This is a genomic window from Paucibacter sp. M5-1 (genome assembly GCF_027498415.2).
Classification (GTDB): domain Bacteria; phylum Pseudomonadota; class Gammaproteobacteria; order Burkholderiales; family Burkholderiaceae_C; genus Roseateles_E.
Window position 1 is genome coordinate 1,401,591 of record NZ_JAPZLM020000001.1, and the last position, 17,769, is coordinate 1,419,359.

At 65.6% G+C, this 17,769-nt stretch carries 18 protein-coding genes; all 18 read right to left on the reverse strand.

Features of this window, described 5'->3' with window-relative positions:
- Window positions 1-5: 5 nt before the first annotated feature.
- Complete coding sequence (locus O5M90_RS06415; RefSeq protein WP_269840418.1) at window positions 6-758, reverse strand: metallophosphoesterase family protein; 753 nt, start codon at window positions 756-758, stop codon at window positions 6-8.
- 146 nt (window positions 759-904) lie between these two features.
- Window positions 905-4,021: an efflux RND transporter permease subunit gene (locus O5M90_RS06420; RefSeq protein WP_269840419.1), complete on the reverse strand. Its 3,117-nt coding sequence runs from the start codon at window positions 4,019-4,021 to the stop codon at window positions 905-907.
- Window positions 4,018-5,514, reverse strand: a complete 1,497-nt coding sequence (locus tag O5M90_RS06425; RefSeq protein WP_440401888.1) for an efflux RND transporter periplasmic adaptor subunit — start codon at window positions 5,512-5,514, stop codon at window positions 4,018-4,020. The genes O5M90_RS06420 and O5M90_RS06425 overlap by 4 nt, the downstream gene beginning before the upstream one ends.
- A gap of 14 nt (window positions 5,515-5,528) precedes the next feature.
- Window positions 5,529-6,725, reverse strand: coding sequence for a TolC family protein (locus O5M90_RS06430; protein WP_269840421.1), 1,197 nt, complete (start codon window positions 6,723-6,725; stop codon window positions 5,529-5,531).
- 160 nt (window positions 6,726-6,885) lie between these two features.
- Window positions 6,886-7,335 (reverse strand): hypothetical protein, encoded by a 450-nt coding sequence (locus tag O5M90_RS06435; protein WP_440401889.1) that lies wholly within the window; start codon window positions 7,333-7,335, stop codon window positions 6,886-6,888.
- A 122-nt stretch (window positions 7,336-7,457) separates the two neighbouring features.
- Window positions 7,458-9,824 (reverse strand): copper-transporting P-type ATPase, encoded by a 2,367-nt coding sequence (locus tag O5M90_RS06440; protein ID WP_269840435.1) that lies wholly within the window; start codon window positions 9,822-9,824, stop codon window positions 7,458-7,460.
- 78 nt (window positions 9,825-9,902) lie between these two features.
- Window positions 9,903-10,565, reverse strand: a complete 663-nt coding sequence (locus O5M90_RS06445; protein ID WP_137944434.1) for a methyltransferase family protein — start codon at window positions 10,563-10,565, stop codon at window positions 9,903-9,905.
- Complete coding sequence (locus O5M90_RS06450) at window positions 10,562-10,804, reverse strand: DUF2933 domain-containing protein (RefSeq protein ID WP_137944435.1); 243 nt, start codon at window positions 10,802-10,804, stop codon at window positions 10,562-10,564. The genes O5M90_RS06445 and O5M90_RS06450 overlap by 4 nt, the downstream gene beginning before the upstream one ends.
- A 27-nt stretch (window positions 10,805-10,831) precedes the next feature.
- Entirely contained in the window at window positions 10,832-11,284 is a 453-nt protein-coding gene (locus tag O5M90_RS06455; protein WP_137944436.1) for a hypothetical protein, read from the reverse strand.
- Between the two features lie 148 nt (window positions 11,285-11,432).
- Window positions 11,433-11,981: a hypothetical protein gene (locus O5M90_RS06460; RefSeq protein WP_137944437.1), complete on the reverse strand. Its 549-nt coding sequence runs from the start codon at window positions 11,979-11,981 to the stop codon at window positions 11,433-11,435.
- A gap of 21 nt (window positions 11,982-12,002) precedes the next feature.
- Window positions 12,003-12,353, reverse strand: coding sequence for a copper-binding protein (locus tag O5M90_RS06465; protein ID WP_137944438.1), 351 nt, complete (start codon window positions 12,351-12,353; stop codon window positions 12,003-12,005).
- A gap of 11 nt (window positions 12,354-12,364) precedes the next feature.
- Entirely contained in the window at window positions 12,365-12,847 is a 483-nt protein-coding gene (locus O5M90_RS06470; protein WP_137944439.1) for a DUF411 domain-containing protein, read from the reverse strand.
- On the reverse strand, window positions 12,828-13,397 hold the full coding sequence (locus O5M90_RS06475) for a cupredoxin domain-containing protein (RefSeq protein WP_269840437.1): 570 nt from the start codon (window positions 13,395-13,397) through the stop codon (window positions 12,828-12,830). The genes O5M90_RS06470 and O5M90_RS06475 overlap by 20 nt, the downstream gene beginning before the upstream one ends.
- A 47-nt stretch (window positions 13,398-13,444) precedes the next feature.
- Window positions 13,445-14,854: a multicopper oxidase family protein gene (locus O5M90_RS06480; protein WP_269840644.1), complete on the reverse strand. Its 1,410-nt coding sequence runs from the start codon at window positions 14,852-14,854 to the stop codon at window positions 13,445-13,447.
- 16 nt (window positions 14,855-14,870) lie between these two features.
- On the reverse strand, window positions 14,871-16,307 hold the full coding sequence (locus tag O5M90_RS06485; protein ID WP_269840438.1) for a TolC family protein: 1,437 nt from the start codon (window positions 16,305-16,307) through the stop codon (window positions 14,871-14,873).
- A gap of 9 nt (window positions 16,308-16,316) precedes the next feature.
- A complete protein-coding gene (locus tag O5M90_RS06490; RefSeq protein ID WP_269840439.1) occupies window positions 16,317-16,694 on the reverse strand; it encodes a hypothetical protein in 378 nt (125 codons plus the stop codon).
- 109 nt (window positions 16,695-16,803) lie between these two features.
- Window positions 16,804-17,205 (reverse strand): hypothetical protein, encoded by a 402-nt coding sequence (locus tag O5M90_RS06495; RefSeq protein ID WP_269840440.1) that lies wholly within the window; start codon window positions 17,203-17,205, stop codon window positions 16,804-16,806.
- Between the two features lie 39 nt (window positions 17,206-17,244).
- A complete protein-coding gene (locus O5M90_RS06500) occupies window positions 17,245-17,742 on the reverse strand; it encodes a DUF4148 domain-containing protein (RefSeq protein WP_440401892.1) in 498 nt (165 codons plus the stop codon).
- Between the last annotated feature and the right edge of the window lie 27 nt (window positions 17,743-17,769).

The following is a 17,769-nucleotide window of genomic DNA, read 5'->3' on the forward strand; positions in this document are numbered from 1 at the left end:
ACAACTTAGCAGGGGCGACCGGCGCGTTGGCCGTCGAGCTCACCCTCACGCACAATGTCTACTCGCACACCGTCGGGCTCAAGGAAGACGGCCGAAATGCCACGAAGTCCGACGCCGACCGAGGCGAATCCTTGCGCCTCCCACCTCGGACTCGAGTCCAACCGATCATGATGATGGCCATGCACGCTGGCTCGCACGTTCATCGAACGCGCCAGCGTGTCGAGTAGGTCGAAACCATTGGGATGGTAGCCGGGAGCCTCGTGCGAAATCAGCACGTCAGCCTGGAGATCGGCCAGGCGATCGACTTCGTCCGGATAGATGGTGCCCCAGTGCTTGCGATGGTGACCGCCCGCCCAGCGATCCTGCCGCGGCGTTGACGCGGCATGCTCTTCGCGAGAACGAAAGGCCGGTGCTCCGCCCCGGGCGGAACCTGGTGAAGGATGCCAGACGGCTTCGCGGAAGACGCCGCCAAGGCCGGCTAGGCGCGTCCCATCGCGCAAGGTCACGACGCGACCGTGCACGTTGCGGTCAGCGAGTTTGCTGCCCCAGACGCGTCCCCAGAGGTCGTCCGAGTCGGCGTCGTGGTTGCCCGGAATCCACCAGACGCGATCCAATATGGGTTGCAGTTCCTCGTGCAACGGCCGCCCGGGCTCCATGTCTCCCAGCAGCACCACGGCCAAGGCCCTGGTTTGTTCAGCGGTTTCGATAATGTGACGGAACGACCCATGAGGGTCGCCGCAGTACAGGATTGGTTCCATCGTAGCCATCAGAAATTGAATTTCAAGTCGCGCGCATCGAGCCGAGTTTGACGGCTAATTTCGCATCGCTGGAGGCCGTGAACCGCATTTGTCTGCGATTCGCGGCAGCTGTCAAGATGGAGTGGTCAGACGCGTCGCTGATCATCTCAGCGCCTGCGCATCGTCAGGAACGCCGCCGGCACGACGAACAGCGACAGCAGCGGCGCCGTCACCATGCCGCCGAGCATCGGCGCGGCGATGCGACTCATCACCTCCGAGCCGGTACCGCTGCCCCAGACGATGGGCACCAAGCCGGCCAGGATCACCGCCACGGTCATCGCCTTGGGCCGCACGCGCAGCACCGCGCCCTCGCGGATGGCGTCCAGCAGTTGCCCCGCTGTCGGCATAGCGCCGTCCGGACAGCGCTCGGCCAAGGCATGCTTCAGGTAGATCAGCATCACGACGCCGAACTCCGCGGCCACGCCGGCCAAGGCGATGAAGCCCACGCCGGTGGCGATCGAGAGGTTGTAGCCCAGCAGGTACAGGAACCAGATGCCGCCGGTCAGCGCAAACGGCAGCGTGGCCATGATCAGCAAGGCCTCGTCGAGCCTGGAGAAGGTCAGGTACAGCAGCACGAAGATGATCAACAAGGTGGCCGGCACCACCACCTTCAGCCGTGCATTGGCCCGCTCCAGGTACTCGAACTGGCCCGAGTAGGCGAGGCTCACCCCGGGTTCCAGCTTGACCTGGCTGGCCACGGTGGCGCGCAGATCGTTCGCCACCGAAGCCAGGTCCCGCCCTCGCACGTCCACATAGACCCAGCCCGAGGGGCGCGCATTCTCGCTCTTGAGCATCGGCGGCCCGTCGGTAATCGCTATGCTCGCCACCGTGCCCAGCGTGATCTGCTGGCCCATCGGTGTGGCGATCGGCAGTTGCACCAGCTTCTCGGGCGAATCCCGCCACTCGCGCGGATAGCGCAGGCTGATCGGGAAGCGGGCCAGGCCATCCACCGTCTCCGACACGTTCTCGCCGCCGATGGCGCCGGAAACGATGGCCTGGATGTCGGACACATTGAGGCCATACCGACCTGCGGCCAGGCGATCGATCTTGACGTCGATGTAGCGACCGCCCGTCAATCGCTCGGCCAGTGCCGAGCTGACGCCCGGAACGCCCTTGGCGACCTGCTCGACCTGCGCGGCGATGCGGTCGATCACCCGCAGGTCGCTGCCGCTCACCTTCACGCCGATGGGGCTCTTGATGCCGGTGGCCAGCATGTCGATGCGGTTGCGGATCGGTGGAATCCAGATGTTGGACAGCCCCGGGATCTTGACCGCGCTATCCAGCTCCTCGATCAGGCGCTCCGGTGTCATGCCGGGCCGCCATTGCTCGCGTGGCTTGAGCTTGACCGTGGTCTCGAACATCTCCAGCGGCGCCGGGTCGGTCGCCGTCTCGGCGCGGCCGGCCTTGCCAAAGACGCGCTCCACCTCGGGCACGGTCTTGATCATCCGGTTGCTGATCTGCAGCAACTCGGTCGCCCGCTGCGCCGACAGGCCCGGCAAGGCCGAAGGCATATAGAGCAGATCGCCCTCGTCAAGCTGCGGCAGGAACTCGCCGCCCAGCCGGGCCAGCGGCCACAGCGTCGTGGCCAGGGTTGCCAGCGCAATCAGCATCGTGGCCTTGGGCCAGCGCAGCACCCATTCAAGGCAAGGCCGGTAGACCGCGATCAGCGCCCGTGTGATCGGGTTCTTCCGCTCGTCGGGAATGCGGCCGCGGATCCAGTAGCCCATCAGCACCGGAATCAAGGTAACCGACAGGCCGGCGGCCGCCGCCATGGCATAGGTCTTCGTAAAGGCCAGCGGACCGAACAGCCGCCCTTCCTGAGCCTCCAGCGTGAAGACCGGCACAAAGGACAAGGTGATGATCAGCAGCGAGAAGAACAACGCCGGTCCGACTTCCTCGGCCGCTTGCGTGATGACATCCCAGCGCTCCTTGCCCTGCAGCACCTGACCAGGATGGCCATGCTGCCAAGCCTCCAGCTTCTTGTGCGCGTTCTCGATCATCACCACGGCCGCATCCACCATCGCGCCGACCGCGATTGCGATGCCGCCTAGCGACATGATGTTGGCGTTGATGCCCTGATAGCGCATCACCAGAAAGGCCGTCATCACACCCAGCGGCAGCGCGATGATGGCCACCAAGGCGGAGCGCAGATGCCAAAGGAAGATGGCGCAGACGACAGCCACGACCAGGAACTCCTCGATCAGCTTGCTCGTCAGGTTGTGGATCGCCCGCTCGATCAGGGCGCTACGGTCATAGGTCGTGACGATCTCGACGCCCTGGGGCAGGCTGCCCTGCAGTTCGGCCAGCTTGGCCTTCACGGCGGCGATCGTTTCCTGGGCGTTCTTGCCCGAACGCAGCACCACCACGCCGCCGGCCACCTCTCCCTCGCCGTCCAGCTCGGCAATGCCCCGGCGCATCTCCGGCCCCACCTGCACGGTCGCGATATCGCCCAAGCGAACCGGAACATTGCCCCGCGCGATCAGGGGGATGGCCCTGAAGTCGTCCAGCGTCTTGAGGTAGCCGCCCGCGCGCACCATGTACTCCGCGCCCGACAGCTCCAGCACCGAGCCGCCGCTCTCCTGGTTGGCCCCCAGCAGGGCCTCACGCACCTGACCCTGGTTCAGCCCATAAGCCGCCAGCTTGAGGGGATCGAGCACGACCTGGTACTGCTTGACCATGCCGCCGACCGACGCCACTTCGGCGACGTTGGGCAGGCTCTTGAGCTCGAACTTGAGGAACCAGTCCTGCAACGCGCGCAGTTGGGCCAGGTCGTTCTTGCCGGTCCTGTCCACCAGCGCGTACTGGAAGATCCAGCCGACGCCCGTGGCATCGGGCCCGAGCGCCGGTCTCGCGCTGGCCGGCAGACGCCCCTGCACCTGGTTCAGATACTCCAGCACGCGCGAGCGCGCCCAGTACAGGTCCGTGCCATCGTCGAACAGCACATAGACGAAGGAATCGCCAAAGAAGGAGAAGCCACGCACGGTCTTGGCCCCCGGCACCGACAACATCGTGGTGGCCAGCGGATAGGTCACCTGGTTCTCGACGATCTGGGGCGCTTGGCCCGGGTAGCTGGTGCGGATGATCACCTGCACATCGGAGAGGTCGGGCAAGGCATCCACCGGCGTGCTGCGCACGGCCCAGATGCCCCAGGCTGTCAGCATCAGGGTCGCCAGCAGCACCAGAAAGCGGTTAGCGACCGACCAGCGAATCAGGCGGGCAATCATGGCGACACCCCCTCGACGGCGGTGATCACATAGTCGTCCCCCTGCTGGATGAAGGAGAAGCGCACCGGCTGCCTGGGCTTGAGCCCCGCCGCCAGCCCCGGGTTCGCCAGCTTGAACCCCATGGTCATAGGCGGCCACTGCAGTGCCGGCACGGCCTCATGCGCCAGCGTCATCTCGGTGGCCGACAGCGCCTCGATGACGCCACGGACCGTGAACGCGGCCGCAGCCGCGCTGGCAGGAGCGGAAGTTGCCGGTGTGGCAGCGACGCTCTCCGGCGGCAATACTCCCTGGAGACTGGCCTCCGAGTCGATCAGGAACTGGGCCGAAGCCACCACCTGCTGGCCCGCGTTCACACCCCGCTGCACCACCAGCATGTCGCCGATCTCAGCGCCGAGCTGGACGGCCACCGGACGGAATCTCCCCGGCCCATCCACGATATAAACGAGCGCGCGCCTGCCGGTCCGGATCACAGCCTCACTGGGCACCAGCAGCGCGGTCTGCTCGCGACCGACCAGGCGAACCTGTCCCGACATGCCCGCTTTGAGACGCAGGCCCGGGTTCGCGAGTTCCAATCGCACCCGCACGGTCCGGGTCTCCGGGCTGGCCTCGGGCAGTACGGCGATGACACGGGCCTTGAAGACCTCCGTGGGAAATGCGGCCAGCCGCACCTCGGCCATCTGGCCCTGCTGCACCGGGCCGCTTTGCGCCTCGGGAACCGCCGCAGCTATCCATACCGAGCCCAGGCCATTGATGCGCGCCAGACTCATGCCGGCCGACACCGTCATGCCCTGACGCACCATCAGCTCGGCCACCACCCCCCCCTGCGGCACGGACACCGTGTAGCGGCCCTGCGGCTCGCCGGAACCCTCGACACGCGCGACGAGAGCTTCGGGCATGCCCAGCAACAACAGCCGCTGGCGCGCCGCGTGGGTCAGCGCGGTGTCCTGCAAGGCCTTGACGGCCAGGAACTCGCGTTGGGCCGATACCCATTCCGGCAGCAGCAAATCGACCAAGGGGCTACCCGCTGCGATCACATCGCCCGGCGCACGCGCATAGACACGCTCAACGAAACCTGCACTGCGGGCCTGCACCAGGCTCACATCACGCTCGTTGAGCAGCACCGTGCCGACCACATCGATGCTGGCGGCAATGGTCTTCTGCTCGACGCTGGCAGTGCGCAAGCCCAGCGACTGGATCGCCTGGGGCGACACGCTCACTCCGGCCCCGGCCGCGCCGCCTTCATCGGCGTACTTGGGCACCAAGGCCATGTCCATGAAGGGGGACTTGCCCGGTTTCTCGAACTTCTGCGTCGGCACCATCGGGTCGTACCAATACAGCACCTTGCGCTCGGCCGAGGCGGCCGCTTCAGGGGCAGTCGCGGCCCCCTGGCTCGACATCGGCGCCTCCTTCCACCGCGCCAATCCCCAGCCCATGGCAATGCCGGCGGCGATCAGTGTGAGCCCGGCGAGAATTTTCTTTGCGTTCGTGGTCATCGTCGTTTCCCCGGTCAATCGGCGATCAGGCTGTTCAGTCGAACCTGCAGACCGTCCCGCTGGGCTTGCAGTTCGATCAGGCGCAGACGGGCTTCCAGCACCTGCGCACGGGCTCCAAGCACGGAACCCAGATCGGCTCTTCCGGACTGATAGCTGCTCAGGGCCAGGGCCGAGCGATCGGCGGCCAAGGCGATGCCGTCCGACTGCAGACGCTCGATCTGACGCTCCAGGGTCTGCAGTTCGAGCGCGCTTTCCTCTAGCTCCTGCAGGTGACGCCGGGCGGCGTCTTCCTGCTCGGCCTCGACGCTCTGCGACTCCAGCTGCTTGGCGCGGATCAGCGGCTCCTGGCGCTGCCCTTTCTGCCAGGGCAGATCAAAGCTGAGCTGGAAGGACACCATATCGCCCCATTGGCGGCCACGGCGGCTGTAGGCCAGCTCCCAGGACCAGTCACCGCGCGACTCGGCCTGGGCCTCGCGCAGCTCGGCGGCGGCCATACCGCGCATCGCCGGATAGACCGCCAGTTCCGCATGGCGGTGCAGGTCGGCACGCAGCTGTTCGATCGGAATTGCCAGGGGCGGCGGCGCATCGTCCAGCGACTCGTCGGCACGTGTCCCAAGCCAGCGTCGCAGGGCCGTCCGGGCCTTGCGGGCATCCCGCTGCAATTCGTCGCGCCGGTCCAGCAGCGCCAGGTTTTCCTGGCGGGCGACCAGGAGTTCGCCGGCCTGCGCACTGCCCCCGGCAACACGTGCCAGGAGGCTGTCCTGCAGGCGCTGGTTCTCCGCCAGCAGCGCATCGAGCAAGGCCTGACGCCGTTCGGCGGACTGCGCTGCGACCCAGGCCTGCCCCAGGGCCTGCCTGAGCTGCAGCCGTTGCTGCGCGAGCAGCGCGCGCTCCCGCTCGGAGCGGGCCTGGGCGACCTGCACACGCGCTTCTCGCTTGGCTTGGTTGGGCACTTCCTGCATCAGGGCCAGGCGCTGCATCGTCATGAAGTCCCGCGTGAGACTCCAGCGATCCATGCCGCTGATGGGCAGGTTCTCGACGCCGACCGACAGCCTGGGATCCGGCAGTGCCGCTGCGGCGCCATGGGCCGCGCCAGCCGCATCGAGTTGCAACTGCTGAGCTGCCAGGCTGGGGCTCTGCTGCTCAGCCAGAAGCAGCGCCTCGCGATAGCCAAGTGCCTGCGCTGGGCCGACGCCCAGTCCTGCGGCCAACAAAAGGGTGCAGGCGCAGAGAGAGCGTCGCGCGGCAACGCGCGGCGTCTGAAGATGCGCCCAAGGCACACCCGCATGGATGATTTTCATGATGGTCCTCGACAACGAAATCCGCACGGCAAGCAGGTGCAGCGAGACTCGCGCACCGGCTGGCGGTGGGTCAATTGCGAAGGACCTGAAGCGTCAGATAAAGTGGGGGGAAACCAGCCGCTGAGGCTGATTCTGCAGAGGAAGCCTGCCGTTCGGCAGTCCTTGAGCCTTCGAGAACTGTTGGCAGCACATAGACCAGCCAGAGGGACTGCGCCGCTGTGGCATGGAAATCCGGGGCATGTACCGAGGGCGCAGGCTGGCTGTCCGTGCCGCAATGGGCCCGGCACAGCTGCGGCGCCTCTTCATCCATGCTGCCCGGCATGGCGTGACAGTCGGGCATGGCCGTCATGTCGATGGCTTCGTCCATGACCATGCCGGCCATCTGCATGGCGTGCGCCGGTGCATCGAGCTTCGGACACGCATAGGCCGCCACCGCCAGCTGCATGAACAGCAAGGCCGCGACGAGCCCGCTGCTGATCCAGCGGCCCCACTGCTTGGCGATGCGTCTGGCGGAATCCATATCGATAGCCTATCTGGCTGCAAGCGATCTTGCTTGGCGTAGATCAATGCTACCCGTTGCGAAGTCGCCGTCGGGTGGATTTGTGCACGGCACCGACAGCGCTTTCATGACCAGCGCCACGCTCACCGCTTGCGCAGCCGCAGCGCGTTGGCGATGACCGATGCCGAGCTGAGGCTCATGGCCAGCGCAGCGATCATCGGCGAGAGCAGCCAGCCAGTGAAGGGATAGAGCAAGCCCGCTGCGATCGGAATGCCCAGCGCGTTGTACAGAAAGGCAAACAGCAGGTTCTGCTTCATGTTAGCGACGGTGTCCTCGGACAGGCCGCGCGCGATGGAGATGCCGCGCAGGTCGCCCTTCACCAGGGTCAGCTGGGCACTGTTCATCGCAACATCGGTCCCGGTCCCCATCGCGATGCCGACATCGGCTTTGGCCAGGGCCGGCGCATCGTTGATGCCGTCGCCAGCCATGGCGACCACGCGGCCCTCGGCCTGCAGCTTGGACACCAGGGCCAGCTTGTCGGCCGGCTTGACCTCGCCATGCACCTCGTCGATGCCCAGGCGCTTGCCGACGGCCCGGGCCGTGGTCATGCCATCGCCGGTGGCCATCACGATGCGCAGCCCGGCCGCGTGCAGCGAGGCCAGGGCCTCGGGCGTGCTGGCCTTGACGGGGTCCGATACCGCCAGCAGTCCGAGCAGCTGGCCGTCCGCAGCCAGGTACATCACGCTGGCGCCCTGGGCGCGCAAGGCCTCGGCCTGCTGATTGAGCGCGTCCACCGACACGCCGGCCTGCGCCATCAACACGGTGTTGCCCAGCGCGAGCTGGCGATCCCCGACGCGCCCGCGCACCCCAATGCCCGAACCGGACTCGAAATCCTGGGGCTTCAGCAGCTCCAATCCCCGCTCGCGAGCCGCCCGCACGATGGCATCGGCCAGCGGGTGCTCGCTGCCCTGGTCCAGGCTGGCGGCCAGCCGCAACACCTCGTCCTCCGTCTGGCCGGCCGCAGGGACAATGCGCTCGAAGACCGGCCGGCCCTCGGTCAGCGTGCCAGTCTTGTCGACGATCAGCGTGTCGACCTTGCGCAGGTTCTCGATGGCTGCCGCATCCCGGAAGAGCACACCGCCGGTCGCGCCGCGGCCGGTCGCCACCATGATGGACATGGGTGTCGCTAAACCAAGCGCACAAGGGCAGGCAATGATCAGCACCGCTACCGCATTGACCAGGCCATAGACCCAGCGCGGCTCGGGGCCGAACAGGCCCCAGGCCAGCAGGGTCAGGATCGCAATGCCGACGACGGCAAGTACGAAGTAGCCGGCCACCTGGTCCGCCATGCGCTGCATCGGCGCGCGCGAGCGCTGAGCCTGGGCCACCATCTGCACGATCTGGGCGAGCATGGTCGCCGAGCCGACGCGCTCCGAGCGCATGACCAGGGCCCCGCTGGTGTTCATCGTGGCGCCGATCAGCTTGTCCCCCGGGTTCTTGACGACCGGAATCGGCTCGCCGGTCAGCATGGCCTCGTCGACGGCGCTGCGGCCCTCGACCACCACGCCGTCGACCGGCACCTTCTCGCCCGGACGCACGCGCAATAGGTCGCCCACATGCACATGGGACAGCGGCACGTCGTTTTCCTGGCCTTGCTCGTCGATGCGACGGGCCGTCTTGGGCGCCAAGCCCAGCAGCGACTTGATGGCCGCCGAGGTCTGCGATCTGGCCTTGAGTTCAAGCACCTGGCCCAGCAGGGTCAAGGAGATGATGACCACCGCCGCCTCGAAGTAGACGGCAACCCGGCCCATGGCCTGGAAGGATGCCGGGAAAAGCTGCGGCGCGACCGTGGCCACCACGCTGTACACAAAGGCCGCACCGGTACCCAGTCCGATCAGCGTCCACATATTCGGACTGCGGTTCACGATGGACTGGCCGCCCCGCTCGAAGAAAGGCCAGCCAGCCCACAGCACCACGGGCAGGCTGAGCACCAGTTCGATCCAGCTTTGCGTCCCCATCTCGAACCACTGCAGCCGGTGCCCGAGCATGGCGAGCAGCGTGACCAACACGGTCAGCGGCAGGGTCCACCAGAAGCGGCGCTGGAAATCCACCAGCTCCGGATTCTCGTCGGCCTCCAGATCCGGCATCACCGGCTCCAGCGTCATGCCGCACTTCGGACAGTTGCCCGGGTGATCCCGGCGGATCTCGGGGTGCATCGGGCAGGTGTACAGGGTCGACGAGGCGCCGGCAGCGTCCTCCAACCCTGTTTGGGCAGCCGGATCCTGGGACGCGCGCTGCTGCCCATGCTGATGGGCAGAGTGATGACTCAAATCCGTGCTGGTGTGCCCGGCGGGCGAATGGTGGACATGCCCCACTTGCTTCGCCTGTCCCTCAGGCACCAGATTCATGCCGCATTCCGGGCACCTGCCGGGCTTCGTCTGGCGGATATGAGGGTGCATCGGGCAGACGTAGACCGTCGCATCAACGGGCATATCGGCATCGTGTTTCATGCGGCATTGTTCGGTTGCATCCATAGGCTCGCCATCGGCAAGGCTGGCATCAGTCTGATCCTTGCCATGAGGGTAATGTCAAGCTTCTCGACTCGGCGGTGTCGGACTCGCGGACCAACGCGGGATGAAACGCGGGGTCTGTTCAGCGTATTGCTGGTACTGGGGCCCGAACTTCAGCCCCATCTCGCGCTCCTCCGAGATCGCCAGGCGCCCGTACATCACCAGCAGCACGGGGAACATCAGCAAGGTCAGTAGCGTCGGCCATTGCAGCAGGAAGCCCAACAGGATCAGCACGAAGGCCAGATACTGCGGATGCCGAACCCTTGCGTAGGGGCCGACGATCGCCAGGCTGCCGCGGCGCTGCGCGTGGTACAGCACATGCCAGGCGCTCGACAGCAGCCAGAAGCCTCCGCCCAGCAGCACATAGCTCGCGATATGAAGCACGCCGAGATGCGGGTCACCTTGCTCCCCCAGCAGGGTCGACCAGAGGTGGCCCGTGTTGTGCGATAGCAGGTCGAGGCCGGGATAGCGGGTCTGCAGCCAACCGGACAGCAGGTAGAGGGTCAGCGGGAAGCCATACATCTCCACGAACAGCGCCACGACAAAGGCCGCGAAGGCCCCAAAGCTGCGCCAGTCACGAGCCGTCTGCGGCTTGAAGAAGCTGAACGCGAAGATCACGAAAACGGCCGAGTTCAGGATGACCAGCGACCAGAGCCCGTAGGCAGATGCCTCATGCGTCATGGCTTGCCTCCCTGATCGCGCGCATCGTGATGGTCGGCATGCTGTCCGCCTTGGTGATGCCCGCGATGAATGAAAAGATGCATCAAGGGGCAAGCCAGGATGATCAGGTAGGGCAAGGCACCGAGCAGATGGGCGCGGTGCTCCGCCCAAAGAAACCAGCCGGCCACGCCGGCCAGCACGATCCAGGCGATGCCGGCGCGTGAACGCCAGAATCGAGGGACTTGATGGTTGGGGTCCATGGCGATCTCCCGAAGTGGCAGCCAGGCTTACTTGCCGTCGCGCACAGGCGCAGCAGGCATGCGATCCATCATCATTTCCATCATCATCTGCATCATGTCCATGCGCTGCTCCATGGCCTCCATACGGGCCTTGGGGTCCGCCGGCATGCCCGCCGCGCCGCTGCCCTTGCCGGCCATCTCTTTCATCATGCCCATGCCCCCCTGCATGGCCTTCATGTACTCGCCCATCAGCGCCTGACGCTCCCCGGGCGTCTTGGCAGCCATCATCTTCTGGTGCATGTCCTGCATTGCGCTCATCCTGGCGCTCATGTCGGCGGGCTTCGTTGGAGCTGCGGTTGCTGCAGTTGCCGGCGACTTCACAGCAGGTGCGGAGGCCGCGCCTTCCGGATGGTGAGCCAGATGGTCCGGTTCCTTGGTCTGCGCTGCGGCGAGGCCGGCGGCAACGAGCAGCGCGGCAGTGGTCAGTACGATCTTGTTCATGGTGCTCTCCGAGAATCTGCGGGGAGAAAAGCCGACCGGGTGTCGGTCGCGGCACGCGTGCTGCCCCGCCATCTAGCACGCGCCGAATCGGGGCGTGCAGACACATCGCCACGCGGGGTGCTGGCCCCCGGGGCGCTCGGAAGAGCGACTAAAGAGTCAAGCGCAACAGTCGGATGGGGATAGGTGGGCCGGCTTCGCGCACGGCCGCAAAGCAACTGGCGAGGATGACCCCACGCACGTCTACCGACGTCCAGGCCAGGATGGGAGCCTGCAGCAGCACCGGCATCAGGTCAGCGCTGCCGCCCAAGCCCTTGAGCGTCAGGTTCAGCGTGGAGCGTCCGTCCTCGCAGAACTTCTGACAGGCCGGATCCGGGGCCTGGGGTGTGGATTCAACCCCTGCCGGCTCATCATGGTGATGTGCCTCGACCGTTGGCGTGAGGTCGTGGCCATGCGGGACGAGCTGAGAGTTGCCATGTGAACCATGAACTCCGCCAAAGGCACAGGCGTTCGCGATACCCGCAACCAAACCGAAGATCCAAAGGCACAACATCATGGCGGCCAGGCGGCGCCGTGATGTTGTTCGTTGGATCGTGCCCATATTGATGTGCTCGCTGCTCAGCTCGGTAGAACCATGAGCAGATACTGCGGCACGGGCGAGGTGCACAACTTGATCCGGATCAACCAAACGCGTTCGCATCCGGTTGATCTCGCAAGCGGCCTACTTTGCAGCAGGCTGCAGTTCGGTCACCACGAAGCCGCTGCTGGCCTTCTCGACCTTGAATCGGACTTTGTCGCCCACCTTGACCTGGTCGACCATCGCAGGATCCTTGACCTGGAAGACCATGGTCATGCCTGGCATGTCCAGGTTCTTGATGTCCCCATGCTTGATCGTCAGTTTCTTGTTGTCCTTGTCGACCTTGCGGATTTCGCCGTCGGTCATGTCGGCCGCGGCGCTGGCGGCCGTGCCACCCGTCTTGCTGGGGTCCATGCCTTGCGCGACAGCGCTTAGGGACAGGGTCGAGATCAGACCGAACATTGCGGCCATGCTGAGATGCTTCAGTGCTTTCATCGGAGTCTCCTTCAACGGTAACTTTGAAAAACACGTGCGCTGCCATCCTTGGCCAGCAGCAGCACGTCGTAGGGGTCCTTGCGATCGCCATACTCGGGGCCATCCATGCCCGGCGAACCGACGGGCATGAAGGGCACGGCAAGCCCGATGCCGGCGGGACGCTCCAGCAGCAGGCGATGGATGTCCTTGGCCGGCACATGCCCTTCGATGGCATAGCCGCCGATCAAGGCTGTGTGGCAGGAACCATGCTTGTCCTGAACGCCTAGGCGCTTGCGCGCGGCGGCATTGCCGCCGTCGCTGACCTGGGTGGCAAAGCCATTGGCCTCCAGGTGCACGATCCAGTCCTTGCAGCAGCCGCAGCTGGGGCTCTTCCAGATCTGCACCATGGGCTTGGAGCGCCCCGGTGGATCTGTTCGAGCCCAGGCCGGCAGCGCCAGCAGCGCGACGGCACCCGCGATCAGGGCATGCCGACGCTCAATGCTTGTGATCGCCATGCCCGTCCGCCTTGCCGGCCTGCGCACTCTTGACGCTCTTGGCGCCCGCGCTGGCGACCACCTTGACCTTGCCCACCATTCCCGCCTGGTAGTGGCCCGCGATCAGGCAGGCGAAGTCGAAATCACCGGCGCGGTTGAAGGTCCAGACGATCTCACCACTGGCGCCGGGCTTCACATGCGCCATATACGGCTCGTCGTGTTCCATGTCCGGGAACTTCATCATCAGGGCGGCGTGCTCGTCGAGGACCTTCTTCGTCCCGAGCACGAACTCGTGCATCACCTTGCCATCGTTCTTGATCACGAACTTCACGGTCTCACCCTGCTTGACCTCGATCTTGTCGGGCGAAAAGCGCATGGCGTCAGACATCTTGATCTCGATGGTGCGCTTGGCGGCAGGGGCGTCGGCAGCGATGCCCCAGTCCTTTTGCTCCTTCTTGACCGGGCCGGACTTTTTGGCGTGGTCCTCATTGCCATGGGCGTGAGCACCGGCGCTGAGAGCCATCAGGCCGGTGAAGACGGCGCCGAGCACCTGTGTTTTGCTGAGCTTCATCGGAATCTTTCTATAGAAACAAAAACAGAAAATGGGATGAGTTGGACTCAGTGCCCGGAATGCCCGGAGGACTTGCGGACCTTGACCTCGGCGCTAGGGCCGGGCTTCTGGCGGGGCATCGATTGCCCGCCCTCCGCAGCGAAGCGTGCGGGCTCCGGCAGTGCGCCCGTCCATTCGAAAGCGACCTCACCCTTGGGATGTTGATACCAACCCGGATCGCCGTAGTCGCCGGCCTTCTGGTTCTTGCGGACCTTCAGGATCGAGAACATGCCGCCCATCTCCACCCCACCGAACGGCCCCTGGCCGGTCATCATCGGGATCGTGTTGTCGGGCAGCGGCATCTCCATTTCGGCCATGTCGGCCATGCCGCGCTCACCCATCACCATGTAGTCGGGCACAACCTTGGTGATCTGCTTGACCACCTCGCGGTGGTCGACCCCGATCATGGTCGGCACGTCATGGCCCATCGCGTTCATCGTGTGATGGCTCTTGTGACAATGGAAAGCCCAGTCGCCCTCCTCGTCCGCCAGGAACTCGATCTGCCGCATCTGCCCGACCGCGACATCGGTCGTGACCTCGTACCAGCGCGTGCTTTTGGGCGTCGGCCCGCCATCGGTGCCGGTGACCAGGAACTCATGACCATGCAGATGGATCGGGTGGTTCGTCATCGTCAGGTTGCCGATGCGGATGCGAACCTTGTCGTTCTTGCGCACATTCAAGGTATCGATGCCCGGGAAGACGCGGCTGTTCCAGCACCACAGATTGAAGTCCGTCATCGTCATGATCTTGGGCGTCGCGGTGCCTGGATCGATGTCGAAGGCGTTGAGCAGGAAGCAGAAGTCCCGGTCGACCGCGTCGATCAAGGGGTTCTTCACCTTCGGGTGAGTCACCCAGAAGCCCATCATGCCCATCGCCATTTGCGTCATCTCGTCCGCATGCGGGTGGTACATAAAGGTACCGGGACGCCGGGCGACGAATTCGTAGACATAGGTTTTGCCGGGCTGGATGGCCTTCTGCGTCAGTCCCGAAACGCCGTCCATGCCATTGGGCAGACGTTGACCATGCCAGTGAATGCTGGTGTGCTCGGGCAGCTTGTTGGTGACGAACACACGCACGCGGTCGCCTTCGACGACCTCGATGGTCGGGCCGGGCGACTGGCCGTTGTAGCCCCACAGGTGGGCCTTCATGCCGGGTGCGAGTTCGCGCACGACAGGCTCGGCCACCAGGTGGAACTCCTTCACGCCCTGGTTCATGCGCCAGGGCAAGGTCCAGCCATTGAGCGTCACCACCGGGTTGTAGGGGCGCCCGCTGTCGGGTACCAGCGGCGCCATCGTGTCGGGCTGGGTCTGCAGCACCGGTTCGGGCAGCGCGGCCATGGCCACGCGGCTGACCGAAGCCGCGGACACCGCAGCGGTCACGGCGCCGGCGCCGCGGAAGAAATCACGTCGGGAAACCATTGGTTCTTCTCCTGGTTCAGTGGCCGGCGGCGCCGCCGCCGGCAGCAACTGCTGCGGAAGCACCGGGGCCGCTGAGGCTGGGTTTGCCAATCAAGGCCATGTCGAGGTCGGCCTGGGCCAGCCAGAAATCGCGCAGCGCCTCGATCGAGGCATTGACGCTGGCAATGGAGGCGCGGGTATCGGCGAGCAGCTCGAACACGCTGATGAACATGCCGTTGTAGCGCAGCACGTTTTCTTCCGAGACACGCTTGGCGGTCGGCACGATGTCGTCGCGGTAGTGGCGGGCGATGTCGTAGGCACTGCGATAGCCTTGATAGGCCTCGCGCACCTCGGAGCGGGCCTCGACGGCGGTCTGCGCCGCGCGCTGCACGCTCTGCATATAGACCGCCTCGGCCCGGGCCACGCGGGCGCCACTCCAGTCGAACAAGGGGATCTCGATGCCGATCTCGTAGCCGGTCTGGCGGGGCGCCTCATTGGAGGAATTGCGCTGGTAGCCGAACTCCAGCACGTTGATGAAGCGCGTCACCTTGGTCAGGCCCAGGTTTTTCGCCGTCGCCTCCGCCTGCAGCTTGGCCGCCTGCACGTCAAGGCGCTGGGCCATCGCGACCTGCTCGATGTCCGGCCGGTCGGCCGGCTCCTTCGGCAGATCCGGCAGCCGGTCGGGCAGGCGGAACTGCGTCTGCGTGCCCCACAGGCCCAGCAAGCGGATCAGACGCTCGCGGCTGGACAAACGGGCTTGCTCCGCGCGTGCAGCATTCAGCGTGGCTTCGGCAAAGAAACCATGCTCCCGTGCCTGCTGCAGCTTGGACCAGTTGCCGGCCTGCGCCAGACGCCTGGCCAGTTCCGCACCGGCGTCGGTGGTGGCGCGCACGTCCTGCATATAGCGCGAGGTCTGCTCGGCGGCGACTGCGGCGTAGAAAGCCTTGCGGGTCTCGGAAGCCAGCGAGATCATCTCCATCGACACCGCGCGCTGCGTGGCGGCGAAGCGGCGGGATTCGAGCTGGCGCATCATCGGCAGCGCGATGAGGTGTCCGAGGTCGAAGGAGAAGGCTCTTTCGATCTCGCGTTCGTCCCCTCGCTTCATGCGCGCGATGCTGAAGCCCGGGTTGGGCATCCGGCTGGCCTGAACCATGTCGGCCTCGGCAATGCCCAGCTCCTGGAAGCTGGCTTGCAAGCCCCGGTTGTTCAGCAGCGCGATCTGCACCGCACTGTCGGCATTGAGCGGCTGGCTCAGCAGTTCGCCGACCCGAGAGGCGATCTTGTCCTCGTCGGCATCGGATTTGACGACCTGGACGGTCTTGCCGAGGTGCTGCTGGGCCGCCTGCTGGACGGGCGCAAGACCGCCGTCGGCACTCAGGCTGGCGCAGCCGGCCAGCAGCAAGGGGGATGCCGCGAGCGCCAGCGTGCGCAGACGGCCCCACGACGGCGTGTGTGTCATTGGATAGGTTGGCATGCGGGCTCCTCAGTGCGTCTTGTGGCCGCTGTGAGCGGCGGGCGCGGGCTTGACCGCTTCCTGGGGTGCGCTTGCTCCAGCAGCAGGAGCCTGTGGCTCGCGCGCCTCCTTGGTATAGACACGCCAGCCGCCGATGCGACCGACGCGATCGTTGGCCTCAGTCCAGGAGCCAGGCTCGGTGTCCGCATAGGGACGGTAGCCCTGCAGGGCCGAGCGATAGACGACAGCTGGCACCTCCGCCTTGGCGTCCAGTGGGTTTGGGCGGGCCGAGGGCTTGTCCGCATTGGCGCTGCTTTGAGCGTGCGCGACCGATGTGATGGCCGGCATCAAGCCCATCACGACCGCCCATGCAGCGGCTGCGCCAAGGCGCTTGATAGTCTGTGGCATGTAGAACTCGCTTCTGATGAATCGCCCCACGCTCTGCAGCGGACTGCAGCGGCAGTGGAGAAGGTCGGGATCGCCCCGGCTTCGCTAGGCGCGAAGCGGGGACCGTCGATCAGGCGATGAGAAGCTTGGGTGGGCGCTCAAGGCCACCAGACAGGACACGGTCATGCGCGACCGGTACGGTTGCCACGGTCACGGGCATGACCGGCACGGGATCGAAGCTGAAAGAAGCGGCCGTGATCGCGACAGCGCTGCAGCAGGATGCACAGAGGCTGCACTTGCTTGCTTTGGCGGACTGAGCATCCGGTGCTGCGACGTCCTCGCTGGCGGCGGTCTGATCAACTGCGGTGGCGTGATGCTCGCCCACAGCACCATCGTGATGATGGCTCGAGGTGTCGAGCGCCGGACGATGATGAGCAGGCCCGCAAGCTGCCATGGCATGGACGGCGTAGCCCTGCAGCGGCAAGGCCGCTGCAAGCATCCACGTCAACACCAAGCGCAGGATTTTGCTCATCAACTTAGTTTAGATCAATCGGCCGGCACGGGTAGCGAATTAGTACCCGCGATTGGTGTTCATTCGGCGCAGCGAACCGTCTTCGCGAGCGCGGCGCAGTTCCTCCAACACTTCAGCGCGGGTACGTCCGCCACCAGCGGCCGGGGCTTCGAACTGGATCTGCCCTGCGCCGAGCTTGACAGGGGGCAAGGTCGCAACATTGGCCGGGCGCCGTGCTGCAGCCTCGGCTTCCGGGGCGTAGCCGGCCTCGCTGTTGATCTTCGCGAGCGAGCCGTCCTCCCGGGCCTTCTGCAACTCTGCCCGTACTTCAGCACGGGTCTTCCCCCCCGGCATGGCGTGATAGGCACCGCCGGATTCGGTGTTGGCCGGCGTGAAGCCGCTGCTGGCCATGGCGGGAATGGAGATCGCAGCCAGGATGGCAGTGGCGGCGATGGCGATGGGGGTGCTGATGCGCGACATGATGAACTCCTTGTGGTTGCGCTTGAGCCAGCGGCCGCGGTTCGGCCTTGCTGGTGCGGCGTCGTTCTGCGACGCCATGGAAGCCACTGTAGAAATTCACCCCCA